Raw genomic sequence first — 25,750 nt, 5'->3', positions numbered from 1 at the left:
CAAGATAGAGGCCTTACGTCATCAATGGAAAAACAACGCTCAGATGTGGACTGACGATGAATATTATTATCGGACTAGTGGTGACCGTCGGCTGCATCATAGGCAGCTTCATGGCCATGGGCGGCCATATCGATGCACTCTTTCAACCCTTTGAATTTGTGATCATTGCCGGCGCCGGTCTCGGTGGCTTCATCATGGCCAATCCCATGAAGATCGTGAAGGATTCCGGCAAGGCGCTCGGCGAGGCCTTCAAGCACTCCGTGCCGAAGGAACGCCACTACCTGGACGTGCTCGGCGTTCTCTATGCCCTGATGCGCGATCTGCGCACGAAATCGCGCAACGAGATCGAAGCCCACATCGACAACCCGGACGAATCCTCGATCTTTCAGCTCGCGCCGACGGTCCTGAAGAACCGCGAAATCACCACCTTCATCTGCGACTACGTCCGCCTCATCATCATCGGCAATGCCCGCTCCCACGAGATCGAGGCGCTGATGGACGAGGAAATCGGCACCATCCTCACCGACAAGATGAAGCCCTATCACGCCATTACGGTCATGGGCGATTCCTTCCCCGCGATCGGTATCGTCGCGGCGGTTCTCGGCGTCATCAAGGCCATGGCCCACATCAACGATTCTCCCGAAGTGCTCGGACACCTGATCGGCTCGGCACTCGTCGGCACCTTCCTCGGCATCCTGCTTTCCTACTCCGTCTGCGCCCCGCTCTGCTCACAGATCAAGATCGTGCGCAGCAAGCAGCACCGCCTCTACGTCATCGTGAAGCAGACCCTGCTTGCCTACATGAACGGCTCGGTGCCGCAGGTGGCGCTGGAATACGGCCGCAAGACGATTTCTGCGACCGAACGGCCCTCCATCGATGCCGTCGAGCAGGAAATGATGAACCCCGGTGGTGAGAACAAGGCGGCCTGAGGACCATGAAAGATACTCCTGCTTCACAGAAATCGGGCATGGACAGAGTGCTATTGGCCAAACTCACCGGTGGCCTCGGCGACCAGGCGACACTCGCCAAGCGTTCGGCGGCACTCGCCCAGGTTTACGCGGCCTACCTGCCCGACGTCATCAAGACCGAGACCGGCCTTGACGTGACGGTTACCTATGCGGGCTACGAATCCGGTCTTTCTGGCGATCTGGTCGGCGATCTCATCGAGCATTTCGCGGTCGCCAATGGTTCGTTGCGCGATTGGTCTGCGAATTTCACCCTTGCCTGCGGCTCGGGCTTCGTCATCACGTTGATGGAACATCTTCTCGGCGCGCACCCCGATACGATCGAAGAGGCCTTGCTGCGGGAACTTTCGGTGATCGAGCTCGACATGGCCGTCACCGTTTTCGACAAGCTGGCAACCGTTTTGAAGTCCGGTGTCGCTCCGATGAGCGGCTTCCAGCCAAAGCTCGATGCACCGCACAACATCGAAGACAAGCCGAAGGCCGCCTTCGACTACCCGGAGGAATTCGCCGTCGCCGTCGCGATGTCGGTAACGCTTGGCAAGACCACCTCGCAGATCAAGGTGATCGTGCCGCAGAAAGTCTTCCTGAAGACCACGATCGTGCCTCCGACGCCGGCGAATGTGTCGGCCGCTTCCGACGCCTGGGCCGAGCAGATCGGCGAACAGGTCCGCCGCTCTCAAGTCACGCTGGAGGCGCGGATCCGCCTGCAGCCGCAGACGCTCGGAACGATCTCCAGGCTCGCCGTCGGCGACGTCATTCCCTTCATGGATAACGGCGACGTCAGCGTCGAGGTGAGCGCCAACAGCAAGGATCTCTACATCTGCGAGTTTGGCCGCTCCGGAGAGAACTACACGGTGCGCGTCAAGGACAACATCAATTCGGACGGCGATCTTCTCAAGCACTTGATGAACTGATCGGATCTGCCGCGCCTCCTGGCGCGTAGGCAGTTTGAGGCAAGTTTCAACTGGAATAGTGATTTCATGGCTACGAAAAAGACCCCAAAGCGCATCGAAGACTCCCTTGATCTCGTCGGCAACGAAGCCGAGCTGGATCAGGCCATCGACGGCCTTCGCGGCGTGTTGAAGCAGGACGCCGGCGTCGATCTTTCGGACTTCGGCGCCGGTATGCCGGATTTTGGCTCTGATCTCGGCAATGGCGACTTCGGCGGCGTCGGTGCCGCTGATGGCACCGGGCTTTCGACCTTCAGTGATTTCGGCGGCGCCAGCGCGTCGTCCGACTTCGGCGGCGGCGATTTCGGCGGCAGCGATTTCTCAGGCGGCAGCGACACCGCGTTCGGCGCAGCGGCCGCCCCCGGCAGCGCGCTGACCTCCAATCTCGATCTGATCAAGGATATTCCGATCGACATCCAGATCGTGCTCGGCAGCAGCCGCATGCAGGTTTCCGGGCTGATGGGTCTGACGGAGGGCGCCATCATCGCGCTCGACAAGAAGATCGGTGAACCCGTTGAATTGACCGTGAACGGCCGCAGGATCGCCCGCGGCGAGATCACGGTGCTCGATAATGACGACACCCGTTTCGGCGTAAAGCTCATCGAAGTGCTGAAGCCGACAAAAGCCTGACCCCGATGAAGGGCGAAGAGGAAGACCATGATGGACTTTGACGATTTCAGCGGCGCTCTTGCCGAGAAACCGTTGTCTCAGGCTGAGAAGGCCGCCGCCGTCCTGCTTTCCATGGGAAAGCAGGTCGCAGGCCGTCTCCTGAAATACTTCACGCAGAGTGAACTGCAACTGATCATCGCCTCGGCGCAGGCGCTTCGCCCCATTCCTCCCGACGAACTTGCCCATCTGGTTGCCGAATTCGAGGACATCTTCACCGAAGGCGCGGGTCTCATGGACAACGCCCGGGTGATCGAGGCCATTCTGGAAGAAGGGCTGACACCCGACGAGGTCGACAGCCTGCTCGGCCGCCGCGCCACCTTCGCCGCCTACGAAATGTCCATCTGGGACCGGTTGGGCGAAGGCGATCCTGTCTTCATCGCCAAGTTCCTGCTGCGCGAGCATCCCCAGACGATCGCCTACATCCTGTCGATGATGCCGTCCTCGTTCGGTGCGAAGGTGCTGCTGGAGCTTCCCGAGATGCGGCGTGCGGACATCATGAACCGCACGGTCAACCTCAAGGAAGTCAGCCCGAAGGCCGCCCAGATCATCGAAAACCGGGTCGTGGCGCTCATCGAGGAAATCGATGCCGAGCGGAACGCCACCGGCTCGACGAAGGTCGCCGAACTGATGAACGAACTGGACAAGCCCCAGGTCGACACGCTCCTCAGCTCGCTCGAGACGCTCAGCACCGAAGCGGTTGCCAAGGTTCGTCCGAAGATCTTCCTCTTCGAGGACCTCATGCTCATGCCGCAGCGCGGCCGCGTCATGCTGCTCAACGACATCTCCGCCGACGTGCTGACGATGGCGTTGCGCGGATCGTCCGCGGAGATGCGCGAAACGGTTCTTGCCTCGATCAGCCCGCGCCAGCGCCGCATGATCGAATCGGATCTTGCGACCGGCACGGCCGGCGTCAATCCGCGCGAAATCGCGATCGCACGTCGCGCAATCGCGCAGGAGGCGATCCGGCTTTCGAATTCCGGGCAGGTCCAGCTCAAGGAAACGGAAAGCGAAGCGGCCTGATTGCATGCCGCTGTTGACAAGCTCAGCCCCGCCCCTGCCCGCTGTTGATCGGCGCCAGGGGCGGGGCTAACGTTTTCAGGCTGGCCGTGCATCCTGCGCGGCCATTTGCGTTTTTGATGAAGGGCGGCATGCTTGGCCGACGAAGACAAGGACAGTAAAACAGAGAACCCGACAGCCAAGAAGATGAGCGATGCCGCTGAAAAGGGCAACGTCGCCATCTCCAGGGAGGTCAGTCTCTTCGCCACGATGCTGGCGATCTACGTCTATCTCATCTTCTTCCTTCCTGACCGGATGGGAAGGATGGCGGAGGTCTTGCGCGATCTCTTCGAAAAACCCGACCAGTGGAGCCTCGAAACCGGGCCAGACGCGCTTGCGCTGCTATCGCGGATCGGTTGGGAAATCACCTACCTTCTGCTGCCCGCCATCGTCATGTTCATCGTCTTCGGCATCAGCGCGTCGGTCGGCCAGCATCTCCCATCCATGGTTCTCGAGCGCATTCGCCCGCAGCTGTCACGCATATCGCCATCGAAGGGCTGGAACCGGGTCTTCAGCGTTCCCGGTCTCGTCGAATTCGGCAAGTCGCTTTTCAAGGTCGTGCTCGTCGGCATCGTCGTCTTCTTCGTGATGCGCAGCGAATATTTCGGCGCGCTCGATGCGATGTATTCCGATCCGCAGGCGCTGTTTGCCAGGATCGCCGGCGCCATGAAGAAGCTGACGATCATCGTTCTCTTCGCAACCGCGACGGTTGCCGTCGTCGATGTCTTCTGGACGCGGCATCACTGGTTCACCAATCTGAGAATGACCAAGCAGGAGGTGAAGGACGAGTACAAGCAGGCGCAGGGCGACCCGATCGTCAAATCCCGCCAGCGCTCGATCGCGCGCGACCGTGCCCGCCGGCGCATGATGAAGGCGGTGCCGCGTGCAACCCTCGTCATCGCCAACCCGACCCACTTCGCGGTGGCGTTGCGCTACGTGCGCGAGGAAAACGACGCACCCGTCGTCGTTGCCAAGGGGCAGGACCTGATTGCGTTGAAAATCAGGGAGATAGCGGAAGAAAACGGGATCCCGGTTTTTGAGAATCCGCCGCTTGCGCGCTCCATGTTTGCGCAAGTCTCGGTCGATAGTGTCATACCATCAGTCTTCTATAAGGCCGTCGCGGAACTGATTCATCGGGTCTACGCCACGCCGGCCAATCGGAAACGGGTAAGATAAATCGAATGAAAAAATGCCCCTACTCTGCCGAACGCGAACAAATCCTGGCCGAAGCCATCAGTCCGGTCGCAAGCGAACTGCGCCTGCTCGACGCAGCCGACCTCATCTCGCTTCTGCGCTTCGAATGTTACGGCAGTATTTCCGACCTCGTTCTCTCGGCGGCCGAACTCTATTTTCTGCCGGGCACGGTCAATTTCGGACTGGGCGGCGACTACAAGCTTGAATGGGGCGGACCGGCCGAGGTGACCCTCGACCTTGAAATCAAGCCGCAGGGCGTCACCGTCTATGCAAAGCTTCTCTTGACTGAACACCATGCCGGCATCGAGATCAGCCACATCAGCTTCCAGAAGCCTTCCGCCGATCCACACGAGAATACCGCGGCGCTCGCCCGCGGCCTGCGCGAGGCGCTCTATATCGTCGAGCGGCCGTCGCAGGCTGCCTGACGCGCTTCATACCCAAAGATTTGATCGAGACCGCCGGAGCAGCCTTTTGCGCGGCGGGTCGCGCGGCGGTCAGATAATGAAGCCTAACCTGATCGCCTTGGCGATCGCCTGGATGCGGTTGACGCTGTCGAGCTTGATCGTCGCGGAGCCGAGATAGGCGTTGACGGTATGCACCGAGAGCTTCAGCCGCTCGGCGATCTCCTCGCTGATGCGGCCGTCGCCGGCCAGCTGCAGGCAGGCGATCTCGCGATCGCTCAGCGCTTCGGCCGCCGGCGAGCGCTTCTCGTCGAGCGCCAGAAGATCCATCATGATCTGGCAGCTTCTGCCGTGCAGCTCGACGATCAGGCCGCTCGACAGGTCGAGATAGTTGGCGGTGAAGACGACGTAGCCATTGCCGACCGCGCCGAGCCGTACCGGAAATGCTACCCCCGAATAGGGCAGCACCTTTGGCCGGAGGCGGACGGTGAAGGACACCATGTCAGCTGTTTCGGCAGTGCTGCTTTCGTCAATCCCGTTCCAGAGCAACGGTAGCAAGGACTTGTCGAGGTGCTCGATCAGCGCGTCGCCATAGGCATCGACAAAGGCGTCGGCAGCCCTCGGCGCTCCCAAATTGTCGAGCTCCAGGAGAATCCGCTGCTTGCCCGCCCCGACCGCGCCGACGCGATACACCGCGAAGTTCTGCGCATCGACCAGCTTCTGCATGGCGACAAGCCGAGGGAACAGGTCGGAGCGGCTGGAAAACCGCTGAATACGGGGCATCTTCGAAGCGCTTGACATTTCCCTCCCTTGCCGGCCTCAGACGAGATTATTTCTAACCGCGAATGCAATGGCCTCGGATCGCGTCTTCGTTGCTGTCTTACGCATGACGCTAGTGATGTAATTGTTGATCGTATTGCGCGAAATACCGAGGATCACACCGATCTCGTCGCTGGTCTTGCCTTCGGCAATCCAGAATAGGCACTCCAGCTCGCGATCGGTCAGTTCGAAGTCGCGTTCGCTGCGACCCTCGGAGTATTGGCGGAAGCTCACACAATAGCCGGCAAGTAGACCGACGTCCCTGAGCCTGTCCGCCGACAGGATGAACCCTTCACGGAAAAGCAGCATCAACGTCAGCCGCGTGCGGCCGATGTTGAAGGTCATGGCGCAATATTGCCGGCTGGTCCCGTCGGGCAGGATGAGGTCGTCAGGCAGCAACGCAAATCCCGGCTGGAAGAGCTGCAGGCACTTTTCCAACTCGCTGGTGCGGGCATAGGTGGCGGCCGATTCGACAGTCAAGCGCTTGACGATATAGAACGGCCAATCCGAGGTAAGGACGAAATCCAGCCCGTTGTCCTGCAAAACGTCGCAGCGCGCCAGGAGATAGTGGCTGGCACCGACATATTGGGTCAGCGCGCGCAGGCTCGAATAGAGATCCGGTGGAGTGGTGAGGGAGGCAAGCTGGTGGAGGAGCTGGTCGCGCGAGACCGCCGGTGTCGCGCCGATCGCCGCTTCAATCCCAACCGAACTTATCTGTAGCATTCGCAATGCCTCACTCAACCTTCGGCGCCGCCCGGCGCAGCGTCATGACCGCATCCTGACCCGTAATGGCCATATCTTGGATTTCAGTCGTCTATAGGATTTCAGTCGTCTATAAGATTTCAGTCGTCTATAAATGCGTTACTAAAGTTCATCCATAGCGATACCAGTTCGCCACGGTCGTTAGTTATCAATTCTTCAGGCGGTAGAAAATTATTTTATTATAAATTACATATCTTAGGTAATCAAAACCGGCACGCTTGCTAATGTAGGTTGATTCTTCCGGAGCAGCAACGACTAAGAAAACATGGAGATGGAAGCCTTATTGTTTTGCCACCCAAGGCCTGTCAAGCCCCCTAGAAACTAAGAGGCCGGGATCGAGATCCCGGGCCCTTCGTCAGGCTGCCTTGTCGACCGCCCATTTCCTGAGGATTTTCGCGGCGCGTTCCTCGTTGATTTCCACCATCCGCGCCAGGCGCCGTTCCGGACCTTCCTTGACCCGGCGGTTGAAGCCACCGTCGTCGTCGCCCATCGAGAGGAGGTCGTCGGTGCTGTCGAAGCCGAAGTCGGCGCCGAAACCGTCCATAAGCGCGCCGCCGGCACCGTCGCCGGATGGCGCGAAGTCGGGCAGATCAAGGCCCGCGGTCTGCGGCAGTCCGCCGGCGGTTGCAGCCGAGCCCGTGCCGTTGACAGACCGGATCAGCGGACGGAAGCCCATCCAGACGATGAGGAAGGCGACGAGGATGAAGGCAGCGGAGTTGATGATGCCGGCAAGGTTGCGGCTCAGCATGTCCATGACGCCAGGACCAGCGGTGGCATCCGCGAGCAGCTGCTCCTCGACGAAGTCCATGGCGTTGACGGTGATCACGTCGCCACGCTTCGCGTTTATGCCGGCAGCCGACGAGATGATCTTCTGCATTTCGGCGAGATAGGCATCCACCTTGGCCTGGTCCGGCGGATCGCCGACCATCTTGGCAAGGCGTCCCTTGTTGACGACAACAGCGACCGAAAGCTTTTCGACCTTGTAGCTGTTACGAACGGTCGCCGTCGTCTTGCTGTTGATCTCGTAGTTGGTCAGCTCTTCCTTCTTGTTGGACTGATCGCTCGACTGAGGCGTCGCGCCGCCCGATTGCGGGGCCGCCTGGGGAACGTTCTGCTCGACGGTAGCCGCCGTATCCGACTGGGCCTGCTGGGATTTCTGGTCTTCCTTGGTCGTGCGCACCGACCGCTCGACCTTGCTGTCGGGATCGTAGGTGGTTTCCTGGATCTGCTGGCTGTCGGTATTGAGTTCCGCGGTCACGCTCGAGCGGAAATTGTCCATCCCGAGGAACGGCGCGAGCGCCTTGTCGATGTTGGATTCGATCTCGTCCTGAACGTTCTGGACGATGCTGAGATTGCGGTTGAGCTGGCTGTTGCTCGGATCGTCGCCGGAGGCGAGAAGCTGTCCGCTGGAATCGAGAATGGTGACGTCGTCGACGGCAAGGCCGGGCACGGCCGAGGCGACGAGGTGGCGAATGGACTGTGCGGCCTTGCGGCCGGCCGTCGAGTTCGCACGGATCATGACCGAGGCCGTCGGCTTCTGGTCGGCTTTGCGGAAGTTGCCGGTGTCGGGCATGACGATGTGAACGCGGGCAGCCTGGACCCCGGCGATGGAGGTGATCGTGCGGCCGATTTCACCTTCCAGCGCGCGCACCCTGGTGACTTCCTGCATGAAGGAGGTCAGCCCGAGCGAGCCGACATGGTCGAAGAGTTCGTAGCCGGCATTGGCGCTGTTGGGCAGACCGCGCTCGGCCAGAAGCAGACGCGCCTTGCCGGTCATACCCGCCGGAACGGTGATGCTTGCTCCGTCGGCTCCGACCTCGAAATTGATATTGGATTCGGCAAGCGCGATGCTGATCTGGTTGAGATCCGCGCTCTCAAGCCCGACATACAGGGTCTCCTGTGCCGGCTTGTTGACGTAAAGCGCCGCGAACAGCACGACCGCAATCGACATGACTGCCACGCCGGCCAGAATCATCAGCCGGGAGCGCCCCAGATTCTGAAGATTTTGAAAGACCGGAACTAGTTGATTTAACAGATTCATTCTGTTCTCGCACGATTCGTCAAAGACCAAATGGCTTTGTGCCCAGGCGAGAAGATAGGAGCCGAAACTTGTGCGAGCGTTTCGTCAACGGTAAGTCTGGCTGACGTTTAGAGCGGCAGACGCGCCATCAAACGGCGTTCGCGATCAGAAAAAATCGAGGTCGCCGGCCGCCTTGGCGAGCGGCTGCGCCTCGCTCGAACAGGTACCGCCCGCCAACGCCTTCTTCATTTCGGCAAGCTTCACCAGGCTGAGCGCCGTCGCTACATCCACCATCAAGGCATCGGGAAGGCCATCGCTCAGCGTATCGATGAATTCCGCAATGCCGCGTGTCTTCTGCACGGCAAGGTCGATGCCCTGTATCACCTTCATTGTTTCAGGGGAGGAAAGGACCTCGGTCTTGGCGATGCTGAGGAACAGCGGCTCCACCCGCTCGATGAGATAGGCGACGTCGTGCAATTCGGAAACGATGCGCGTGAGAATGGCGGGGAGCGCTTCTTCTTCCGCGCCCCCAGGGCTCGGCGGGGCAAAACTCATAAAAAATCCTCGCAGGAAACTCGAAATACAAGACGACTAAAAGAACTCGATCGAACTTTCGACGGGCCTTGGCGCAATCACCGGGCGCTGCTCGAGCGCGACCGTCTTTTGCGTCTCCGCCCCGGTTAAGGGGATCTGCCGCGCACGCCCCGAAACGGGCCAATACTCGACCTTGCGCCCGTGATCGCCGCCGGTGCTGGCGCCGACGAGACGGATGCCTTCATCCCGCAGGAACTCTGTCGCGAAGTGTGCATTCTGTTCGCCGACATTCGAGAAGGACGCGATGGTTTTGGCACCGCCGAAAATCTTCGCTTCAAGGCGCTCGCGCCGCGCGCCCTTCTTGAAAAGGCCGTTGATCAGAAGTTCCATCAGGTGAACGCCGTAGCGCGTCGCGTCGCCGCCACTCGCCATCGAGTTCCCCGTTCCAGGCAGCAGGAAATGGTTCATGCCGCCGACGCCTGCCACGGGATCACGCAGGCATGCAGCCACGCACGAGCCGAGGATAGTCGACAGCACCACGTCCGGGTCGCTGACGACTTTGTACTCGCCTTGAATGATGTGCACGCGTTTGGCTGCACCGTCGATGATCATTTCAACGCTCCGAACACCGCCTCGATCGCCGCCTTCATCTTCTCGATGGTGAAGGGTTTGGCGAGCACGTTGTTGGCGCCGAGCTGGGCTGCCTTCTGCACCAGCGCGCGGTCCCCTTGCGCCGTCAGGATGATGAACGCCGCCTTCTTGGTGTTGGGGTTGGTGCGCACGGCCTGCAGGAAGCCCAGACCGTCCATCTTCGGCATGTTGAAGTCGGATATGACGAGATGGTGCGGCTGCTCGGACATGATCTTCATGCCCTGCTCGCCGTCGCCGGCGGCCGTGATCTGCTTGAAGCCAAGCTGCGTCAGAGCATCGCTCAATAGCAGACGGCTGGTGACCTGATCGTCGACGATCAGAACTTTGATTTTTTCCGCAAGGGACATTAGTCGCTCTCCTTTCGGGCGGCTGTCAATTTCAGTAATTCTTCGCCGATCGCATTCAGCGGAAGTTGTTGCTCGACGGCGCCAAGTTCGTACGCAACCCTTGGCATTCCGTAAACGACGCAGGTTTTTTCGTTCTGCCCGACCGTTCGCGCGCCGGCGTGGCGCATTTTCAGCAGCCCCGCGGCGCCGTCCCGGCCCATGCCGGTCAAAATCGCACCGATCGCGTTGCGGCCGGCAAGTTCCGCCACCGAATCGAAGAGCACATCGACCGATGGCCGGTGGCCGTTGACCGGGGGCCGGTCGACAAGCCGGCACTGCGGCGCTGAAGCACTAGCGACAGTCAGATGATAGTCGCCGCCCGGTGCCAGGTAGATCTTGCCGATTTCGAGGCGCGCCCCATCCGTCGCTTCCTCGACAACAGGCGCGCAGAGGCGGTTGAGGCGCTCGGAGAAGCTCTTGGTGAAGGTCGACGGCATATGCTGGGTGATGACGGTCGGCGGGCAATTGGCGGGAAACTTCTGCAGCACCGCGATCAGCGCCTCGACGCCGCCGGTGGACGAGCCGATGGCGACGATCTTGCGCCCTACCCGAAAATCGGCAACCGAGGGCCGCGAGACAGGTGCGCTCGTATCCGGTCGCGCGTAGCCGCGCTGGGAGCGCGCCGCCGCCTTGACCTTCTCCGCGAGGTCGCCGAACGGGCGGGCATCGCCGGGCACGGGCTTGCCGACGCAGTCGAAGGCGCCGATTTCCAGTGCCGCAAGCGTCGCCTCGGCGCCGCGATGCGTCATCGTCGACACCATGATCACCGGCATCGGCCGAAGCCGCATGATCTTTTCGAGGAATTCCAGCCCGTTCATGTCGGGCATTTCGATGTCGAGCGTGATGACGTCGGGATTGAGCTGCTTGATCGCTGCCCGCGCCTGCATGGCGTCGCCGGCCTGACCGACGACGCTGACGTCCGGATCGGCGCTCAGGATCGCCGTGATCAGGCCGCGCATGGTCGCGGAGTCGTCGACGACGAGAACGCGGGCGGGGGCGCTCATGCCTTGCGTCCTCCGTGCCGGCCGAGATACCGGTAAGTCGTGATGCCAGTATTGTCGAACTGGTTCTTAGCCTCTCCCGAGACGCGCTCGGAATGGCCGATGTAAAGATGGCCGCCTTCCGGCAAAAGGCCGGAGAAGCGCGACCAGATCTTCACCTGCGTCGGCTCGTCGAAGTAGATCACGACGTTACGGCAGAAAATAACATCGAAGTTGCCCTTGAACGGCCACTGCGCCATCAGGTTCAACTCGTTGAACGTGATCAGCTTCTTGACGCGATCATCGACCTGGAACTTCGAGCGGCCCTGGATGTCGACCTCATGGAACCATTGTTTTCGCATGGCGGGAGAGACGGTCTCCAGCGCGGCTTCATCGTAGGCACCGGCCCTTGCGATCGCGAGTATCTTCGGATCGATGTCGGTCGCCAGAATCTTGAAGTCGTAGTCGGCGGCGTTCGGCATCATCGACAGCACGGTGAGCGCGATCGAGTAAGGCTCCTGCCCGTCGGAACAGGCAGCCGACCAGATACGAACACGTCCGCCGCTGCGGGCCCTGTTGATCAGGCCCGGCAGCACTTCCGTGCGCAGATGGTCGAAATGGTGGTTCTCGCGGAAGAACCGGGTGAAGTTCGTCGTCAGATGCGAGAGCATCTCGCGCCGCGCGTGGGCGCCGGCAGGCGACGCCACAAGCTCGCAATAGGCGCGAAATCCGGGCAGACCGAGGCTGCGGATATGCTTGGACAGCCGCGAATAGACAAGCGACGCCTTGGTCTCGTTGAGATAGATGCCCGCATCCGCATAGATCATGGCGGCGATCTCGGCGAGGTCGCGCCGCGCCAGCGGATACTCGCCGCTCGCCAGCACCTCGTCGGGCGACTGCCGGAAGTCTGTCGCGCCCATCAAACTCATGCCGCTTCGCTTTCTTCTTCCGGAAATAGCGCCTCAAGTTCGACGACGCAGATCATGCGGCGATCGATCGCGAGAATCCCACGCGCGAACTGCCGCTGCAGATCGGAGGAAATCTCGGGCGTCGGCTGAATGTTGTCTTCGGTGATCGTCAGAATGTCGGAGACCGCATCGACGAGCAGGCCGACGATTCGGCGTTTGATCTGGGCAACGATGATGACATGCCGCGCCGTCGGCTCGGCCTTCTTCATGCCGAGCCGCGCCGACAGGTCGATGATCGGCAGGACGGCGCCGCGCAGATTGACGATACCGAGCACGTAGGACGGCGCATGCGGCATGGCCGTTGCCGGCGTCCAGCCACGGATCTCGCGGACCGCCATGATATCGACGCAGAATTCCTGCTCGCCGATGCGAAACGCTATCAGCCTGCGCGATCCTTCCGAAAGGCTTTGAGCGGCGTACGACATCGACTTACCCCACAGCTGCCAAGGACATTTCCGGCTTCAGCGGCTGGCCGCGCGAGGCGGCCACCACGGCGTCGACGTCGAGGATGAGCGCGACGCGGCCATCGCCGAGAATGGTCGCGGCGGCGATCCCCGGAACGTGGGTGTAGTTCGCCTCGAGGCTCTTGATGACCACCTGGCGCTGTCCCTGGATCGCATCGACCATGAGCGCACGCTGGCCGCCGCCTTCGGATTCGACCAGCAGCGCCACGCCTTCGACCGGGTTTGCCTGGGTGGCACGGAAATTCAGGATGCGTCCGACATCGACCAACGGGCAGAAGCTGTCCCGGATCGAGATCAGCCGGTGGTTGGCACCGAAGGAGTGGATCGCGGAAGCCTCGGGCTGAAGCGTTTCGACGATCGCCGTCAGCGGCACCACCAGCGTCTGGCCCGCGACCGTGACCACCATGCCGTCGAGGACGGCAAGCGTCAGCGGCAGGCTCATCGTGAAGACCGAGCCGTGACCCGGCTTCGAAACGATGTTGATGCGGCCGCCAAGTGCCTGGATCGAGCGCTTGACCACGTCCATCCCGACCCCGCGACCGGAGATGTCGGAAATCTTGTCGGCGGTCGAGAAGCCGGGGAGGAAGATCAGGTTGTCGATCTCTTCGTCGCTAAGATTGGCGTCGGCCGCTATCAGGTCGTTGTCGATGGCCTTCTGCCGCACCTTTTCGCGGTTGATGCCGGCGCCGTCGTCGGCAAGCTCGATCAGGATACGGCCGGAGCGGTGCTTCGCCGTCAGGCGGACCGTGCCTTCCGGGTTCTTGCCGGCCGCGGCACGCTTTTCCGGGCTTTCGACGCCGTGGTCGACCGCATTGCGGATCATATGAGTCAGCGGCTCGGCGAGCTTGTCGATGACCGTCTTGTCGACTTCGGTATTCTCTCCCTCGGTGATCAGGCGGATCTGCTTGCCGGTCATGTCGGCGATTTCGCGAACGATGCGCGACATGCGCTGGAAGACCGGCTTGACCGGCTGCGCGCGGATCGCCATGACGCTGTCCTGGATCTCGCGCGTCAGCTGCTGCAGCTCTTCGAGACCCATGTTGATCGAGGACGTGCCGTTGGCGTCGTTCTCGACGACGCTCTGCGAGAGCATCGCCTGATTGATGACGAGTTCGCCGACGAGGTTGATCAGCCGGTCGACGCGGTCGAGATCGACGCGGATCGTCTGGCCGGCGGCGTTGTTCTGGGCAGCTGCATTGGCCGCGGTCGCAGCCGCTGCTGCGGCGGCGGCTTCCTTCTTCTCCACACGGGAGGCGGCGGCGGCCAACTGGGAAACGTTGCTTGCAATCTCGGCAGCAGAGACGGCGGCCTCGGCGTCACTGACGCGCTTCGGGTCCGCGGCGGGCGCCGGCTCTTCGTCGAGCATCGAAAGATCGAAAGCGACAGGCACCATCGGGCGCTCGTCGTCCGCCTCGCTTACGTCGGCAACCGCAAGCGCCACGTCCAGCTCGCAATCCCATTCGGCAAATTCGAAAACGGCGCGGATAGCCTCTTCGCCCTTGTCCGTGCGCAACGAGATCCGCCACGTCAGATAGGCGGCCTCGGCGTCGAGTTCTTCCAGGCGGGGCAGCGTCTCGGTATCGCAGTGGACAGACATTTCGCCGAGACGCGCCAGATCGCGCAGCAGCAAGGTGGCGTCGTTGCCCTTGGCGTAGAGATCGGAGCGCGGCTTGAAGGTGATTTCGTAGAGCGGCAGGTCGTCGTCGCCGCCGAGGTCGTCGTCCTCGAAATTGAACGGGATCGGCTGGAAGCCGCTGTCGTCGGTCGGCGCAGGCGATGACTTGACGGCAGCAGGCGCTGCTACCTTCGGCGCCGGCGTCTCGTTGGCTGCCGAGGCGACCGGCAGCTCGCCATGGGCAAGCGCCTCGAGTTCCTTCACCAGACCACGGCTTCTCGACTCGTCGACGCTGCCGCCGTCGCGCGCGGCATTGGTCAGATCCGCCAGCACGTCGGCGGATTTGAGCATCACCTTGAGCACGTCCACCGTCGGCTCCAGTTTGTTGGAGCGCACGCAGTCGAGCGTGGTTTCGAAGACATGGGCGAAGGCGACGAGGTCTTCGAGACCGAAGGCGCCTGCACCACCCTTGATGGAATGAACGGCCCGAAAGACGGCATTGACGGTTTCCGGATCGCGATCGCCGTCGTTCAGTTTCAGGAGACCCGATTCCAGTTCGGCGAGTTGCTCCTCGCACTCCTGGAAAAATATCTCTTTGATTTCGTTCATATCCATAGGAGGAGAATCCTGATTAAGCAGTTACGCGCTCGATAGCATCAATAAGTTTGGCAGGGTCGAAGGGCTTGACGATCCAGCCGGTCGCTCCGGCCTGGCGCGCCCGGTTCTTCTTTTCGGCATCGCTTTCGGTCGTCAGCACCAGGATCGGGGTGGCGCGGAACTTTTCGTTGCGCCGCACGCCCTCGATGAAGCCGAAGCCGTCGAGACGCGGCATGTTGATGTCGGTGACGATAACGTCAGGGTTCGATTCCTCGAGAACCTCCAACCCTTCGATGCCGTCTTCAGCCTGAACCGTCTCGAAGCCCGCATTGTTGAGCGTTACGAGCAGCATGTTACGAATGGTCCGTGAATCATCCACGGTCAGCACTTTCTTCCTCATTGCCGGATCTCCTTGGCAAGCAGGTGATCCATGTCGACACCGATCATCTGCATCGTTTTCTGAAACGCCTCCGATACCTTCGAGAAGGTGAAGGATAGCTTGTCTTCGTTCCACGTCTTGGCGGCAGCAAGGAGCACCTGGACGCACAGCGTCCCCAGCCGTTCCACCCCGGACGCGTCGATCGCGACATTGCTGCCGCGCAGGCCCATCAGTTTGCTGCGGAGTGTCGAGGCTTCGTTTAGATCCAGCACCGCGGCCAGATTGAGCGTCTTTTCAGCCTTCTTGCTCGGCATCAGTTTCGTCCTCGTTCATTGGTCCCGGGCGCTTGCGCGCCCCTGTTCACCCGATAAGATTTTTCAATAGGCATTCCGCTCGCCTCCAAGGCCGGCGACCCGCAGCGGCAGGTCGAATGCCGGCAACGCGTCCTCCTCGTCAGCCGCGCCGACGGCGGGCGCAGGCGTGGCAACAGCGCCCCGGCGCACAAAAGCAGCGTCGCTCGAATATTGCCGCTCGCGGGCAATGCGGAATTCGCGAACCGTCCGCCCGAGTTCGAGGATGACTGTATGAAGCTCGTCGGCGCCCTCTCCCGAACGTTGCGCCAGAGCGCCGGTTTCCGTGACCGCCCGACCGACATCGCCAAGTTCGACGGTGATCGAGCGCAGATTTTCGGCTTGAACGCCGGTCGCCTCGGCGATGCCGGAGATCTGGTCGTTGATGTCGGTCACCTGGCGAACGATGCTGCCGATCGCGTCCTGCGTGCGGCCGACCATCTGCACGCCGGCTTCGACCTGCGCCTTGGTGCCGGTCACCAGCGTCTTGATCTCGCGGGCCGCGTCCGCGGAGCGCTGGGCAAGCGCGCGCACTTCCTGGGCGACCACCGCAAAGCCGCGGCCGCTATCGCCGGCGCGCGCGGCCTCGATGCCGGCATTGAGCGCAAGCAGGTTGGTCTGGAAAGCAATCTCGTCGATGACGCCGATGATCTGGCCGATCTTCTCGGCCGACTGCTCGATATCAGCCATGGCGCTGATGGCCTGCCCGACCACATGGCCGCTCGTCTCGGCGGCCGTGCGGGTCGTCGCCACGGCGCGCTCGGTGACCCGGCTGTCGGCGGCGCTCGTTCGCACCTGCTCGGCAAGCTCGGCCAGGCGCCCTGACGAAAGGGAAAGCTGCTCGCGGTGGTCGGCGGCGCGCTGATCGAGCGCGCGGCTGTCGCGCGCAAGGATCGTTGTTGCAGCTTCCGCTGTCTGGACGCGGCTGGAAAGGCCGGAAAACTGCGACTGGATGTCGTCGAGGGCGGCGTTCAGCATCGCCGCGAGATCGCCATAGGCTTCGGGCACATCGGCCGGCATGCGTGCGGTCAGGTCGCGCTCCGAAAGCGCCCGGATCACGTCGCCGAAGATCTGCCCCACATCGGCAAGGTCGCTCGCCCGCTGCTCGGCGAGCGCCCGCTGGTGGTTGAGGCGCTGCTCGTTGAAGCGCAGCGAAACGGCGATTTCGACGTCCACCATCACGAGCCGGATGACGGCGGCCATCAACTCCTGGAGTTCGCGGGCCCTTCGCCTCGCGCCCGGCAGGATGGAACCGCCACGAGCCTCCTCGACGAGGCTGGAAAGGAGATGCTCCAGCATGATGCCGTGGCCGGCGACGTGCCAGCGCGGCTCGATTCCCATCTTGCCGTTCGAATCCGAGAGGATCTTGACGCGCTCGGCATAGAGGCTGTCGAAGCGCGCGTCCGTCAAGACGTCCCAGTGGGAGGTCTGAAGATCATGAAGGCGTTCGACCTGGCGCTCGCTCGAGAAATGGCGCGACGCATCGGGAAATGACTGATAGCGCTGGAAAAGATCGCGCAGGCCGGCCTTCAGCCCGTCCTGCAACAGCGGCCGATTGCGGCGCACGAGGTCGCATTGCTCGGCATTAAGACCGGCGAAGCGCAATCGGTCGCGGAGGCTGCCTGCTTGCGCCCGTCGAGCCTGATCTGATGGCGAATCTTGCGCCAATGCCGTCCCCACCGAAGTGTCGTGCTGAAATCGCCACGACCAAGCCGCGTTTATCCAGTTCTCGGGCAATGAAATTGTGAGGAGAGATTTCCGTCGCCGGCTGGATGGCCGGCGGGGCAGAGACCCGCTCTTTCACCAAAATCTGTTCCTGGAACCATCTGATGAAATAATACCGGATCGGACCCGGTACGTGCGGTGCGGCCTCATGCCTGGTGGGAACGAGCGACAGCTTCCCATTCCGACGTATGTTGCCCCATGTTTATGGTTAATTCCTTGCTCGAAGGTTAATTGGCGGGGGCCGCATGCGCTTTTGCCGCACATTGCGTTTTGGCCGCGCAATTCACCGTTCCGTCCAGCTACGAGCAAGTTTGGGCCGATAGGCAACGGAGGTTGAAACAGCTTTGATGCCGACAGGATAGAGCAATGATTGTTCTGGGTTTGGGTGCTGTACTTACGTCCTCCATGACGCTGACGGCGGTGTTCGTGCTATCCCGCATCGACGACGCTCGCCAACGGGCGACGCTGCGCGTTCTCTAGGGCACCAGCGATCTCGCGCCGGCAAAGACTGGCGCAGGGGCCGATCCTCGCTTATGAAGGCCGGATTCGACCCCAGCCGCCAGGATCGTTCATGTCCAGCATCGATTTCGCTGAAACGCGCGCAAGCACCCTCACCGTCAAAACCGCGCTCATCATCATGTTTGCCGTGACGCTCTGGCGCGTGGTGATGCTCTATTTCAACGCGACGGACCTGTTCGTCGACGAGGCGCAGTATTGGCTCTGGGGGCAGAACCTCGATTTCGGCTATTATTCCAAGCCGCCGATGATTGCCTGGGTGATCCGGCTCTTCGACGCGCTGTCCGGTTCGAACGACACCTTCTGGGTCAGGCTTTCGGCGCCGCTCTTTCATCTCGGCAGCGGGCTTGTCCTGATGCTGGCGACGCGCCGGCTGCTCGGAGCCGAGACCGCTCCCTGGGTCGGCGTGACCTTCGTGACGCTGCCGGCCGTCTCGCTGTCGTCGGTGCTCGTTTCCACCGATACGGTGCAGATCTTCTTCATCTCCATCGCGCTGTGGGCGTTTTTCGGTTTGAACGCCAAACGTTCGGTCGCCGAGGCGGTGGTACTCGGCCTGAGCCTCGGGCTCGCCTTCATGACAAAATATTCGGTGCTCTTCCTGCTGCCGGGCGCTTTGGTGGCGATGGCGACGTTGCCGTCCGCGCGCGTCGCATGGCGCGACGTCTTCATCGCGGCGATCGTCGGCGCCATCGTGATCGCCCCGAACCTCTGGTGGAACCTGACGCATGGCGCGGCGACGGTGCGGCATACGCAGGCGATCGCCCATTGGGGCGACGACAAGGCCTCGCCGTTCAATCCGCTTGGCGCGCTGTCCTTTTTCGGGGCGCAGTTCGGCGTCGTCGGCCCCCTCGTCTTCCTCGCCATGCTGTTCGCCGTCACCAGAATGATCCGCGGCCAATGCTCGCGGGAAGAGAAGCTGCTGATCTGGCTTTCGGTCCCCGTCGTGCTGCTCATCACATTGCAGGCGCTGTTTGCCAAGGCCTATGCCAACTGGGCGGTCGCCGCCTATGCGGCCGGCACCATCCTTGCGGTCTTGGAGCTTAAAAGACTGCGCCGCGGGCTTCTGAACTCCTTGATTATCAACGGCGTCGTGGCGGTCGTCATCCCGCTGCTCACGGTATTCGCGACCGATCTGAAGCTGCCGAACGGCGAACTCGTCATGAAGCGCTACATGGGACGCAGCGCCGTCAGCCTGGATATCGCCCGGATCGCCGAGCAGGCTGCCACCGGCATCGTGGTTGCCGAGGACCGCGACATCCTGGGCGACCTCTTCTATACGCTCAGGGACAAGCCGCTGCGCATCTATGCCCGCGATCTCGGTGGCTTCCCGACGAGCTACTACGAGCAGAGGTTTCCCTTCCCCGCCGCAACGACGGCCGAGAACGTCCTATTTGTCGCGACCGAGCCTTTCACCTGCGTCGACGGCACGAGTGAAGCGCTGAAGACCTGGCAACCCGACTTCGGCTACAAGAGGGGCAGAACGCTTTATGCCTACCGAGTCTCCCCGCATTGCCTCGCACCACCCGCTTCGAATTGACGCGTGCGGGTGACTTGCGGGGTCCGGTGCCGGAGTGGCAGGCTGAAGGACAAGCTCTCCTTGATTCAAGGCCGGCTATCGCCCATAGTCCGCGATAAGCCATAAAAGTCATATATTTACACTGTCCGGAGGTGACGATGCAGCATGACACGCCCCTGATTACGACCATCGTCGCGGGCCTCGTGCTGGCTTTCATCCTCGGCACCATCGCCAATCGGCTGAAAATGCCGCCGCTGGTCGGCTACCTGCTGGCGGGCGTGCTGTCGGGTCCCCATACGCCCGGTTTCGTCGCCGACCAGACGCTGGCGCCGGAACTTGCGGAAATCGGCGTGATCCTGCTGATGTTCGGCGTCGGGCTGCACTTTTCGCTGAAAGACCTTCTGACGGTGCGCGGCATCGCCGTGCCGGGCGCGATCGTTCAGATCGCCTTTGCCACGCTGCTCGGCTGGGGGCTCGGCGCGCTGATGGGCTGGCCGATCGGCGGCAGCCTGGTCTTCGGCCTCGCGCTCTCAGTTGCTTCCACCGTCGTGCTCCTGAAAGCGCTGCAGGAACGGCGGCTCGTCGAGACCGAACGCGGCCGCATCGCCGTCGGCTGGCTGATCGTCGAGGATCTGGCCATGGTGCTGGCCCTGGTTCTGATCCCGGCCGCCGCAAGCGTCAGCGGCGACGGTCACGGCGGCACGGAACCGTTGTCGACGGCGTTGAACCATCTGCTCGGCCTCGATCTCGGCATCGGCGGCATCATTGCCGCCACCCTCGTCAAGGTCGCCCTTTTCGTTGCGGTCATGCTGGTTTTCGGCGGCCGCGTCATTCCGTGGCTGCTTCATCGTACCGCGCAGAGCGGCTCGCGCGAGCTTTTCAGCCTCGGCGTGCTTGCGATCGCCCTTGGCGTTGCATTCGGTGCGGCAAAACTCTTCGGCGTTTCGCTTGCCCTCGGCGCCTTCTTCGCCGGCATGGTTCTCGCCGAAAGCGAGCTTAGCCACCGCGCGGCGGAGGAGAGCCTGCCCTTGCGGGATGCCTTCTCGGTCCTGTTCTTCGTCTCGGTCGGCATGCTCTTCAACCCGGTGATCCTGATCGAGCGCCCGCTGCCGGTCCTTGCAACCCTCTTCATCATCATCGTCGGCAAGTCGGTCGCCGCCTTCTTCATCGTGCTCGCCTTCCGCAAACCGCTATCGACGGCACTGACGATCTCGGCAAGCCTTGCTCAAATCGGCGAGTTCTCCTTCATCCTCGCCGCCTTCGGCGTCGAGCTCGGTCTGCTGCCGCCCGAGGGCCGGGATCTCATTCTTTCCGGCGCGATTCTGTCGATCATCCTCAACCCGCTGGTGTTCGTCGCCTGCGACTGGCTCAATCGGCGGCTCGGCGCGCGCGCCTCCGAAGGCGAAAGTGCCGAAAAGGCCGCCAAGCCCGACAATACGATTTCCGAAACAGAGGGCCGTTATCCTCCGCCGACGCAGAGCGACACCGAGGTCGGCCCGACCTCGCTTCGGGGCCATGCCATCGTCGTCGGCTATGGCCGGGTCGGCAAGATACTCGCCGAAAGCCTGCAGGCTTCGGGCACTCCCTTTCTCGTCATCGAGGATACCGACAGCCGTATCGCCGAGCTTCGCGGTAGCGGCATCGAGGCGGTCTATGGCAATGCGGCTTCCGCCGGCACGCTCGCCTACGCCAACGTGGAAGGCGCTCTCAGCCTTGCCGTCGCCATCCCGAATGCCTTCGAGGCTTGCGGTGTGACGCAGCAGGCGCGCGCCATCAACCCTTCGCTGCTGATCGTCGCACGCGCCCATTCCGACGCCGAAATCACCGAGTTGAAAGCCTATGGAGCCGACGCGGCGATCATGGGCGAGCGCGAAATCGCCCTGGGAATGGTTGACCAGATGACCCGACTGCATCATGAGAGGGCGCAATAAGCGGCAAAAGCCGCTATACTGGGCCGCAATCCCCAGCTCAGGCGCGGCCGGTCTAGGAACCGGGGCCGGAGGCTGCTATAGGGACGGCCCAATGAACCCGCTTGCCGCAACCAACAAAGGTCGCTTCGACACGTGAACCCATCCGAATACGGCATCGCCGACGGCGAAGAGACGAATAACGGCGCACGGCCCACCATGCCGCGCCTCGTTGCGTCCCTGGTCGTCGCCTTCTTTGCCTATCTCGGGCTCGCGATCGGCGGCGGCTTCGGCGCGGCGGCAACGGCGGAAACCAATTCGTTCTCGGCCGGCAAAGGCACGCAGCCGCTTTATCTGTCGCTGCGCGACACCGCGCGCGGTGTTCTGGCCTCGTCCGAGCGCGACCTCGAACCGAAGGGCGCCTGGCACGACGGCAACGACGCGCTCGTTCCGACGCCCACCTCGCTCATTCTTCCCTATACGGCGTTGCCCACGGGCGATGCCCTGAAGCCGCTTGCGGCGGAACTGCCGGCGCCCGGCGCCTATCTGGCACGCGGGCCGCCCGTTCGCGCCTGAACAGCCTGCGCGCGGCGCGGCTTCAATAAAATTCACACCGACACCCGCCAGCGACCTTCGCTGGCACAAGCGTATTCAAGGATATCCATATGCGCACTTCCCGTTGGCTCGTGTTCACCTATTCGGTGATCATCGTGCTGGGCCTTCTGATTGCCCTCCCCAACGTCCTGTCGCAGGCCACACTTAGCCGCCTGCCGACATGGCTTCCCCACAGCCAGGTTTCCCTCGGTCTCGACCTGCGCGGCGGCTCGCACCTCGTTCTCGAGGTGGATGAAGCCGACCTGACCAAGGAGCGGCTGCAGTCGCTGCTGCAGGACGCCCGCCGCGTGCTCCGCACCAAGAGCATCCAGACGAAGTCCGTCGTCCTCTCCCAGAACCAGATCGTCGTCACGCTGACCGATCCTGCACAGAGCGATGTGGCCGTTACCGAGCTGAAGACGCTTTCGAACGTCATCACTACGGGGCTGACCGCCGGCCAGTCCGACCTGACCGTGACGCCCAACGGCGGCACGATCAATCTTGCCTTCTCGCCCGCCGGCATCAATGCCAACGTCGAAGCCGCGGTGCAGCAGAGCCTCGAAGTCATCCGCCAGCGCGTCGACCAGGTGGGCGTGGCGGAGCCGACAATCCAGCGTATCGGCAGCAACCGCGTGCTCGTGCAGCTGCCGGGCGCGCAGGATCCCTCGCGCCTTCGCGAACTGCTCGGCTCGACCGCGAAGATGTCGTTCCACATGCTCGCCGAAACCGGCGACATCAACAATCCGCCCGCCGGCGTGACGGTCATGAAGGACGAGAAGGGCACGCCGTTCCCGATCCAGGACCGCGTCGAGCTTTCGGGCGACCGTCTGTCGGATGCGCGCGTCGGTTTCGACCCGAATACGCATGAGCCGCTCGTTACCTTCCGCTTCGACAATGCCGGCGCTGCCCGCTTTGCCGAAATCACCCGCGAAAACGTCGGCAAGCCCTTCGCCATCGTGCTCGACAACAAGGTGCTGAGCGCGCCTGTCATCCGCGAGCCGATCACCGGCGGTTCCGGCCAGATCTCCGGCAGCTTCAGCGCCGAAAGCGCTACGACGCTTGCAGCCCTGCTGCGCGCAGGCGCGCTGCCTGCCAAGCTAACCGTCATCGAAGAGCGCACCGTCGGCGCCGACCTCGGCGGCGACGCGATCCGCATGGGTATCTATTCGGGCATCGTCGGCTTTATCCTCGTCGCGGCCTTCATCTTCATTCTCTATGGAACGTGGGGCATCCTGGCGAACGTGGCTCTGTTGATCCACACGATCCTGACGTTCTCGGCCCTCACGCTCGTCGGCGCAACGCTCACCCTGCCGGGTATCGCCGGTGTCGTTCTCGGCATCGGCCTTGCGGTCGACGCGAACGTCCTGATCAACGAGCGTATCCGCGAAGAGACGCGTAAGGGCAGGAGTGCGTTTGCCGCCATCGATACCGGCTTCAAGCGCGCCTACTCGACCATCATCGACGGCAACATGACGGCCCTGATCGCTGCCGCGATCCTGTTCTATTTCGGCTCGGGACCGGTTCGCGGCTTTGCCGTGACCATGGGCCTCGGCCTGATCATCTCGATGTTCACCTCGGTCGCGTTCGTGCGCGTCGCGATGATCGAGATCACCCGCCGCCGCAAGCTGAAGGTGATGAACATCAAGCCGCTGATCCCATTCAGCCCCTATGACAAGCACATCCAGTTCATGAAGGCGCGCTTCTTCGGCGTAACCGTTTCGGCGCTGCTTTCCATCGCTTCGGTCGTGCTCTTCATTCATCCGGGCCTGAACTACGGCGTCGATTTCCGCGGCGGCATCCAGATGTCGGTGAAGACCTCGGAGGTAGCGGATCTCGCGACGTTCCGCGAAGGCCTGAACACCCTCGGCCTTGGTGAAATCTCGCTGCAGTCCTTCGGCGACAACCACAGCATTCTCGTTCGTGCCCAACGGCAGGACGGCGGCGAAGAGGCGCAGACGGCAGCGGTGACCAAGCTGAAGGCCGAGGTCGCCAAGATCGACCCGGGGGCCACCGTCGAAGGCACCGACGTCATCGGCCCGAAAGTCTCGGGCGAGCTTGCCTGGGCCGGTATCCTCTCGGTCGTGATCGCCAGCTTTGCGATGCTCTTCTACATCTGGTTCCGGTTCGAGTGGCCGTTTGCCGTCGGTGCCATCGTCACGCTGGTGCTCGACGTCACCAAGGCGATCGGCTTCTTCGCGATCACCGGCCTCGACTTCAACCTGACGGCGATTGCCGCCATCCTGACGCTCGTCGGCTACTCGGTGAACGACAAGGTCGTCGTCTATGACCGCATGCGTGAAAACATGCGCCTCTACAAGTCGATGCCGCTGCGCGAGATCATCGACAAGTCGATCAACGAGACCCTGGCGCGAAGCCTCTATACCAATGCGACGGCCTTCCTCGCTCTCGTTCCAATGGCGATCTGGGGTGGCAGCGCGGTTTCGAGCTTCGCGATCCCGATGGTCTTCGGCATTCTCGTCGCCGGCGCCTCGTCGATCTTCATCGCAGCGCCGATCCTGCTCTTCCTCGGCGACTGGCGCCAACGCCACCGCAGCCATGCGGCCGAGGCAGCAGCCATCGAGGACGAAAAGTCGAAGCGGGCTCCGGCCGCCTAGAGTAAACTCTTGAGACAGCGTGTCCGGTTCGCCGGGCACGCCTCCCCCACCCCCGGTTAGAGTTCCGGAAAACCGTTTCACATTTTTCCTGAAACTGCTTTAAAGCGCCGGCGTGTGCAACGGCAGGCCACCGGGGCTTGGTACGGGGATTTTCTCCAGCGCGCCGTGCTCGTGTTCGGCGATCAGCGCGTATTTCCCATCCTGCGTGAAGGCGATATCGTCCGGCAGGCGACCGTTGGTCGGGATGTGCCCGACGATCTTTCCCGTCGGATCGATCAGACAGATGTCCCCCTCGCCATACTTCGCGCAATAGAGCATGCCGCTGCGATTGAAGGCGAGGCCGGCTGGCCCCTTCAGGCCCCCGGTCACCTGAGAGCGCGACACGTGCGCGAAAGTTTGCGGCTTGCCGCCGATGACCTGGCGGTACACGGTGCCGGTCAGCGTCTCGCTGTAATAGAGCAGTCCCTCGGCGTCGAAGGCAACGCCGTTGGCCATCAGCAAGCCCGTCGCCAGCGTGCGAAGCACCCGCCCCGCCTGCGGGTCGATCTGATAGATGCGGCCGTTGTAGGCGGCGTCGTAATAGTCGGGACGGATATCGGCGTCATCGACGAGATCGGAGAGGCGGACGCCGCAATCGCTCATATAGAGAAGCCCGTCAGGGCCGAAGGCAAGGTTTTTCGGCAACACGAACGGCTGGTCTTTCGTTCCCGCGATCGTCTTCAGGATCTGGCCGTCGGGCGACAGCCGCACGACCGTGTTTCCCGGTCCGCCGGCGACCCAGAAGCAGCCATCGCCATCGATTGCGAGCCCGATCGGATGCCCCTCGACCCTGCAGATCTCGTGCCGGACCCCTTGCGCGCCGATGATGATGAGTGCCCCGCCGCCGGCCTCGGCCTCCACGAGTGCCACGCCACCGTCTTTCAACGCGACCAACCCGTCGGGCTGGTGCAACGCGGTTGCGATCGTCTCGTTCATACCGAAGTGTCCTCGACGCTGTCGGTTGCTTGGGAGAGAAGGCTAGCCTTAACCCGATGGGTTGTAAACGATGTCGCGGCGAAAGAGATGATCGCCTCCCCAGGCTAATGCGTTGCTCGCCAACGTTGTTTCAGCCGACCCG

The 25,750-nt window shown here is 62.3% G+C and carries 24 protein-coding genes; 10 read left to right on the top strand and 14 right to left on the bottom strand.

Annotation, left to right across the window (positions count from 1 at the left end; genetic code table 11):
- Window positions 1–56 precede the first annotated feature (56 nt).
- The 6 genes from motA (at window position 57) to AB4048_RS16855 (ending at window position 5,259) form a co-directional block, all read left to right on the top strand.
- Window positions 57–929, top strand: a complete 873-nt coding sequence (gene motA / locus AB4048_RS16880) for a flagellar motor stator protein MotA (RefSeq protein ID WP_442203133.1) — start codon at window positions 57–59, stop codon at window positions 927–929.
- A 38-nt stretch (window positions 930–967) separates the two neighbouring features.
- Window positions 968–1,879, top strand: coding sequence for a FliM/FliN family flagellar motor switch protein (locus AB4048_RS16875; RefSeq protein ID WP_442203132.1), 912 nt, complete (start codon window positions 968–970; stop codon window positions 1,877–1,879).
- A gap of 66 nt (window positions 1,880–1,945) precedes the next feature.
- Window positions 1,946–2,545 (top strand): flagellar motor switch protein FliN, encoded by a 600-nt coding sequence (gene fliN / locus AB4048_RS16870; protein ID WP_442203131.1) that lies wholly within the window; start codon window positions 1,946–1,948, stop codon window positions 2,543–2,545.
- Between the two features lie 27 nt (window positions 2,546–2,572).
- Window positions 2,573–3,604, top strand: a complete 1,032-nt coding sequence (fliG, locus tag AB4048_RS16865; protein ID WP_442203130.1) for a flagellar motor switch protein FliG — start codon at window positions 2,573–2,575, stop codon at window positions 3,602–3,604.
- 132 nt (window positions 3,605–3,736) lie between these two features.
- Window positions 3,737–4,816 (top strand): flagellar biosynthesis protein FlhB, encoded by a 1,080-nt coding sequence (gene flhB / locus AB4048_RS16860; RefSeq protein WP_442203129.1) that lies wholly within the window; start codon window positions 3,737–3,739, stop codon window positions 4,814–4,816.
- A gap of 5 nt (window positions 4,817–4,821) precedes the next feature.
- Window positions 4,822–5,259, top strand: a complete 438-nt coding sequence (locus AB4048_RS16855) for a hypothetical protein (RefSeq protein WP_442203128.1) — start codon at window positions 4,822–4,824, stop codon at window positions 5,257–5,259.
- Window positions 5,260–5,328: 69 nt separating this feature from the next.
- Here AB4048_RS16855 and visR read toward each other — a convergent pair whose 3' ends face one another.
- From visR to AB4048_RS16790, 13 genes are all read right to left on the bottom strand, one after another.
- Window positions 5,329–6,036, bottom strand: a complete 708-nt coding sequence (gene visR, locus AB4048_RS16850; RefSeq protein ID WP_442203127.1) for a transcriptional regulator VisR — start codon at window positions 6,034–6,036, stop codon at window positions 5,329–5,331.
- Between the two features lie 18 nt (window positions 6,037–6,054).
- A complete protein-coding gene (gene visN, locus AB4048_RS16845) occupies window positions 6,055–6,777 on the bottom strand; it encodes a transcriptional regulator VisN (RefSeq protein ID WP_442203126.1) in 723 nt (240 codons plus the stop codon).
- Window positions 6,778–7,171: 394 nt separating this feature from the next.
- Window positions 7,172–8,857 carry a flagellar basal-body MS-ring/collar protein FliF gene (fliF, locus tag AB4048_RS16840; RefSeq protein WP_442203125.1) on the bottom strand — a complete coding sequence of 562 codons (1,686 nt, stop codon included), beginning with the start codon at window positions 8,855–8,857 and terminating at the stop codon, window positions 7,172–7,174.
- 144 nt (window positions 8,858–9,001) lie between these two features.
- Window positions 9,002–9,391, bottom strand: coding sequence for a hypothetical protein (locus AB4048_RS16835; RefSeq protein ID WP_442203124.1), 390 nt, complete (start codon window positions 9,389–9,391; stop codon window positions 9,002–9,004).
- 36 nt (window positions 9,392–9,427) lie between these two features.
- A complete protein-coding gene (gene cheD / locus AB4048_RS16830) occupies window positions 9,428–9,982 on the bottom strand; it encodes a chemoreceptor glutamine deamidase CheD (RefSeq protein WP_442203123.1) in 555 nt (184 codons plus the stop codon).
- The gene (locus tag AB4048_RS16825) at window positions 9,979–10,368 is read right to left on the bottom strand and encodes a response regulator (RefSeq protein WP_442203122.1); all 390 of its coding nucleotides are present in this window, start codon (window positions 10,366–10,368) and stop codon (window positions 9,979–9,981) included. Before AB4048_RS16825 ends, cheD begins: the two co-directional genes overlap by 4 nt.
- Window positions 10,368–11,411, bottom strand: a complete 1,044-nt coding sequence (gene cheB, locus AB4048_RS16820) for a protein-glutamate O-methylesterase CheB (RefSeq protein ID WP_442203121.1) — start codon at window positions 11,409–11,411, stop codon at window positions 10,368–10,370. Before cheB ends, AB4048_RS16825 begins: the two co-directional genes overlap by 1 nt.
- Window positions 11,408–12,316, bottom strand: coding sequence for a protein-glutamate O-methyltransferase CheR (gene cheR, locus AB4048_RS16815; protein WP_442203120.1), 909 nt, complete (start codon window positions 12,314–12,316; stop codon window positions 11,408–11,410). The genes cheB and cheR overlap by 4 nt, the downstream gene beginning before the upstream one ends.
- On the bottom strand, window positions 12,313–12,780 hold the full coding sequence (locus AB4048_RS16810) for a chemotaxis protein CheW (RefSeq protein WP_442203119.1): 468 nt from the start codon (window positions 12,778–12,780) through the stop codon (window positions 12,313–12,315). The genes cheR and AB4048_RS16810 overlap by 4 nt, the downstream gene beginning before the upstream one ends.
- Before the next feature lie 4 nt (window positions 12,781–12,784).
- On the bottom strand, window positions 12,785–15,049 hold the full coding sequence (locus AB4048_RS16805; protein WP_442203118.1) for a chemotaxis protein CheA: 2,265 nt from the start codon (window positions 15,047–15,049) through the stop codon (window positions 12,785–12,787).
- 16 nt (window positions 15,050–15,065) lie between these two features.
- Window positions 15,066–15,431, bottom strand: coding sequence for a chemotaxis response regulator CheY1 (gene cheY1, locus AB4048_RS16800; protein ID WP_442203117.1), 366 nt, complete (start codon window positions 15,429–15,431; stop codon window positions 15,066–15,068).
- Window positions 15,428–15,724, bottom strand: coding sequence for an STAS domain-containing protein (locus tag AB4048_RS16795; RefSeq protein WP_442203116.1), 297 nt, complete (start codon window positions 15,722–15,724; stop codon window positions 15,428–15,430). Before AB4048_RS16795 ends, cheY1 begins: the two co-directional genes overlap by 4 nt.
- 63 nt (window positions 15,725–15,787) lie before the next feature.
- Window positions 15,788–17,428, bottom strand: coding sequence for a globin-coupled sensor protein (locus tag AB4048_RS16790; protein ID WP_442203115.1), 1,641 nt, complete (start codon window positions 17,426–17,428; stop codon window positions 15,788–15,790).
- Window positions 17,429–18,056: 628 nt separating this feature from the next.
- Here AB4048_RS16790 and AB4048_RS16785 point away from each other — a divergent pair.
- The 4 genes from AB4048_RS16785 (at window position 18,057) to secD (ending at window position 24,633) form a co-directional block, all read left to right on the top strand.
- Window positions 18,057–19,538, top strand: a complete 1,482-nt coding sequence (locus AB4048_RS16785) for an ArnT family glycosyltransferase (protein ID WP_442203114.1) — start codon at window positions 18,057–18,059, stop codon at window positions 19,536–19,538.
- A gap of 137 nt (window positions 19,539–19,675) precedes the next feature.
- Window positions 19,676–21,448 carry a YbaL family putative K(+) efflux transporter gene (ybaL, locus tag AB4048_RS16780; RefSeq protein ID WP_442203113.1) on the top strand — a complete coding sequence of 591 codons (1,773 nt, stop codon included), beginning with the start codon at window positions 19,676–19,678 and terminating at the stop codon, window positions 21,446–21,448.
- Between the two features lie 132 nt (window positions 21,449–21,580).
- The gene (locus AB4048_RS16775) at window positions 21,581–22,000 is read left to right on the top strand and encodes a hypothetical protein (protein WP_442203112.1); all 420 of its coding nucleotides are present in this window, start codon (window positions 21,581–21,583) and stop codon (window positions 21,998–22,000) included.
- A gap of 89 nt (window positions 22,001–22,089) precedes the next feature.
- Complete coding sequence (gene secD, locus AB4048_RS16770; RefSeq protein ID WP_442203111.1) at window positions 22,090–24,633, top strand: protein translocase subunit SecD; 2,544 nt, start codon at window positions 22,090–22,092, stop codon at window positions 24,631–24,633.
- Window positions 24,634–24,732: 99 nt separating this feature from the next.
- Here the strand turns inward: secD and AB4048_RS16765 are convergent, their stop codons facing one another.
- Window positions 24,733–25,608, bottom strand: coding sequence for an SMP-30/gluconolactonase/LRE family protein (locus tag AB4048_RS16765; protein ID WP_442203110.1), 876 nt, complete (start codon window positions 25,606–25,608; stop codon window positions 24,733–24,735).
- Window positions 25,609–25,750 lie beyond the last annotated feature (142 nt).

This window comes from Rhizobium sp. RAF56 (genome assembly GCF_052113965.1).
GTDB lineage: Bacteria > Pseudomonadota > Alphaproteobacteria > Rhizobiales > Rhizobiaceae > Rhizobium.
The sequence above is the reverse complement of the archived record's forward strand: the minus strand, read 5'-3'. Positions and strand labels throughout refer to the sequence as shown.

What these genes read in the sequence shown, in the direction of transcription:
- motA (WP_442203133.1), top strand. Translation starts at nt 57, where the DNA reads ATGAATATTATTATCGGACTAGTGGTGACCGTCGGCTGCATCATAGGC.
- AB4048_RS16875 (WP_442203132.1), top strand. Translation starts at nt 968, where the DNA reads ATGGACAGAGTGCTATTGGCCAAACTCACCGGTGGCCTCGGCGACCAG.
- fliN (WP_442203131.1), top strand. Translation starts at nt 1,946, where the DNA reads ATGGCTACGAAAAAGACCCCAAAGCGCATCGAAGACTCCCTTGATCTC.
- fliG (WP_442203130.1), top strand. Translation starts at nt 2,573, where the DNA reads ATGATGGACTTTGACGATTTCAGCGGCGCTCTTGCCGAGAAACCGTTG.
- AB4048_RS16855 (WP_442203128.1), top strand. Translation starts at nt 4,822, where the DNA reads ATGAAAAAATGCCCCTACTCTGCCGAACGCGAACAAATCCTGGCCGAA.
- visR (WP_442203127.1), bottom strand. Translation starts at nt 6,036, where the DNA reads ATGTCAAGCGCTTCGAAGATGCCCCGTATTCAGCGGTTTTCCAGCCGC.
- visN (WP_442203126.1), bottom strand. Translation starts at nt 6,777, where the DNA reads ATGCTACAGATAAGTTCGGTTGGGATTGAAGCGGCGATCGGCGCGACA.
- fliF (WP_442203125.1), bottom strand. Translation starts at nt 8,857, where the DNA reads ATGAATCTGTTAAATCAACTAGTTCCGGTCTTTCAAAATCTTCAGAAT.
- AB4048_RS16835 (WP_442203124.1), bottom strand. Translation starts at nt 9,391, where the DNA reads ATGAGTTTTGCCCCGCCGAGCCCTGGGGGCGCGGAAGAAGAAGCGCTC.
- cheD (WP_442203123.1), bottom strand. Translation starts at nt 9,982, where the DNA reads ATGATCATCGACGGTGCAGCCAAACGCGTGCACATCATTCAAGGCGAG.
- AB4048_RS16825 (WP_442203122.1), bottom strand. Translation starts at nt 10,368, where the DNA reads ATGTCCCTTGCGGAAAAAATCAAAGTTCTGATCGTCGACGATCAGGTC.
- cheB (WP_442203121.1), bottom strand. Translation starts at nt 11,411, where the DNA reads ATGAGCGCCCCCGCCCGCGTTCTCGTCGTCGACGACTCCGCGACCATG.
- cheR (WP_442203120.1), bottom strand. Translation starts at nt 12,316, where the DNA reads ATGAGTTTGATGGGCGCGACAGACTTCCGGCAGTCGCCCGACGAGGTG.
- AB4048_RS16810 (WP_442203119.1), bottom strand. Translation starts at nt 12,780, where the DNA reads ATGTCGTACGCCGCTCAAAGCCTTTCGGAAGGATCGCGCAGGCTGATA.
- AB4048_RS16805 (WP_442203118.1), bottom strand. Translation starts at nt 15,049, where the DNA reads ATGGATATGAACGAAATCAAAGAGATATTTTTCCAGGAGTGCGAGGAG.
- cheY1 (WP_442203117.1), bottom strand. Translation starts at nt 15,431, where the DNA reads ATGAGGAAGAAAGTGCTGACCGTGGATGATTCACGGACCATTCGTAAC.
- AB4048_RS16795 (WP_442203116.1), bottom strand. Translation starts at nt 15,724, where the DNA reads ATGCCGAGCAAGAAGGCTGAAAAGACGCTCAATCTGGCCGCGGTGCTG.
- AB4048_RS16785 (WP_442203114.1), top strand. Translation starts at nt 18,057, where the DNA reads ATGTCCAGCATCGATTTCGCTGAAACGCGCGCAAGCACCCTCACCGTC.
- ybaL (WP_442203113.1), top strand. Translation starts at nt 19,676, where the DNA reads ATGCAGCATGACACGCCCCTGATTACGACCATCGTCGCGGGCCTCGTG.
- secD (WP_442203111.1), top strand. Translation starts at nt 22,090, where the DNA reads ATGCGCACTTCCCGTTGGCTCGTGTTCACCTATTCGGTGATCATCGTG.
- AB4048_RS16765 (WP_442203110.1), bottom strand. Translation starts at nt 25,608, where the DNA reads ATGAACGAGACGATCGCAACCGCGTTGCACCAGCCCGACGGGTTGGTC.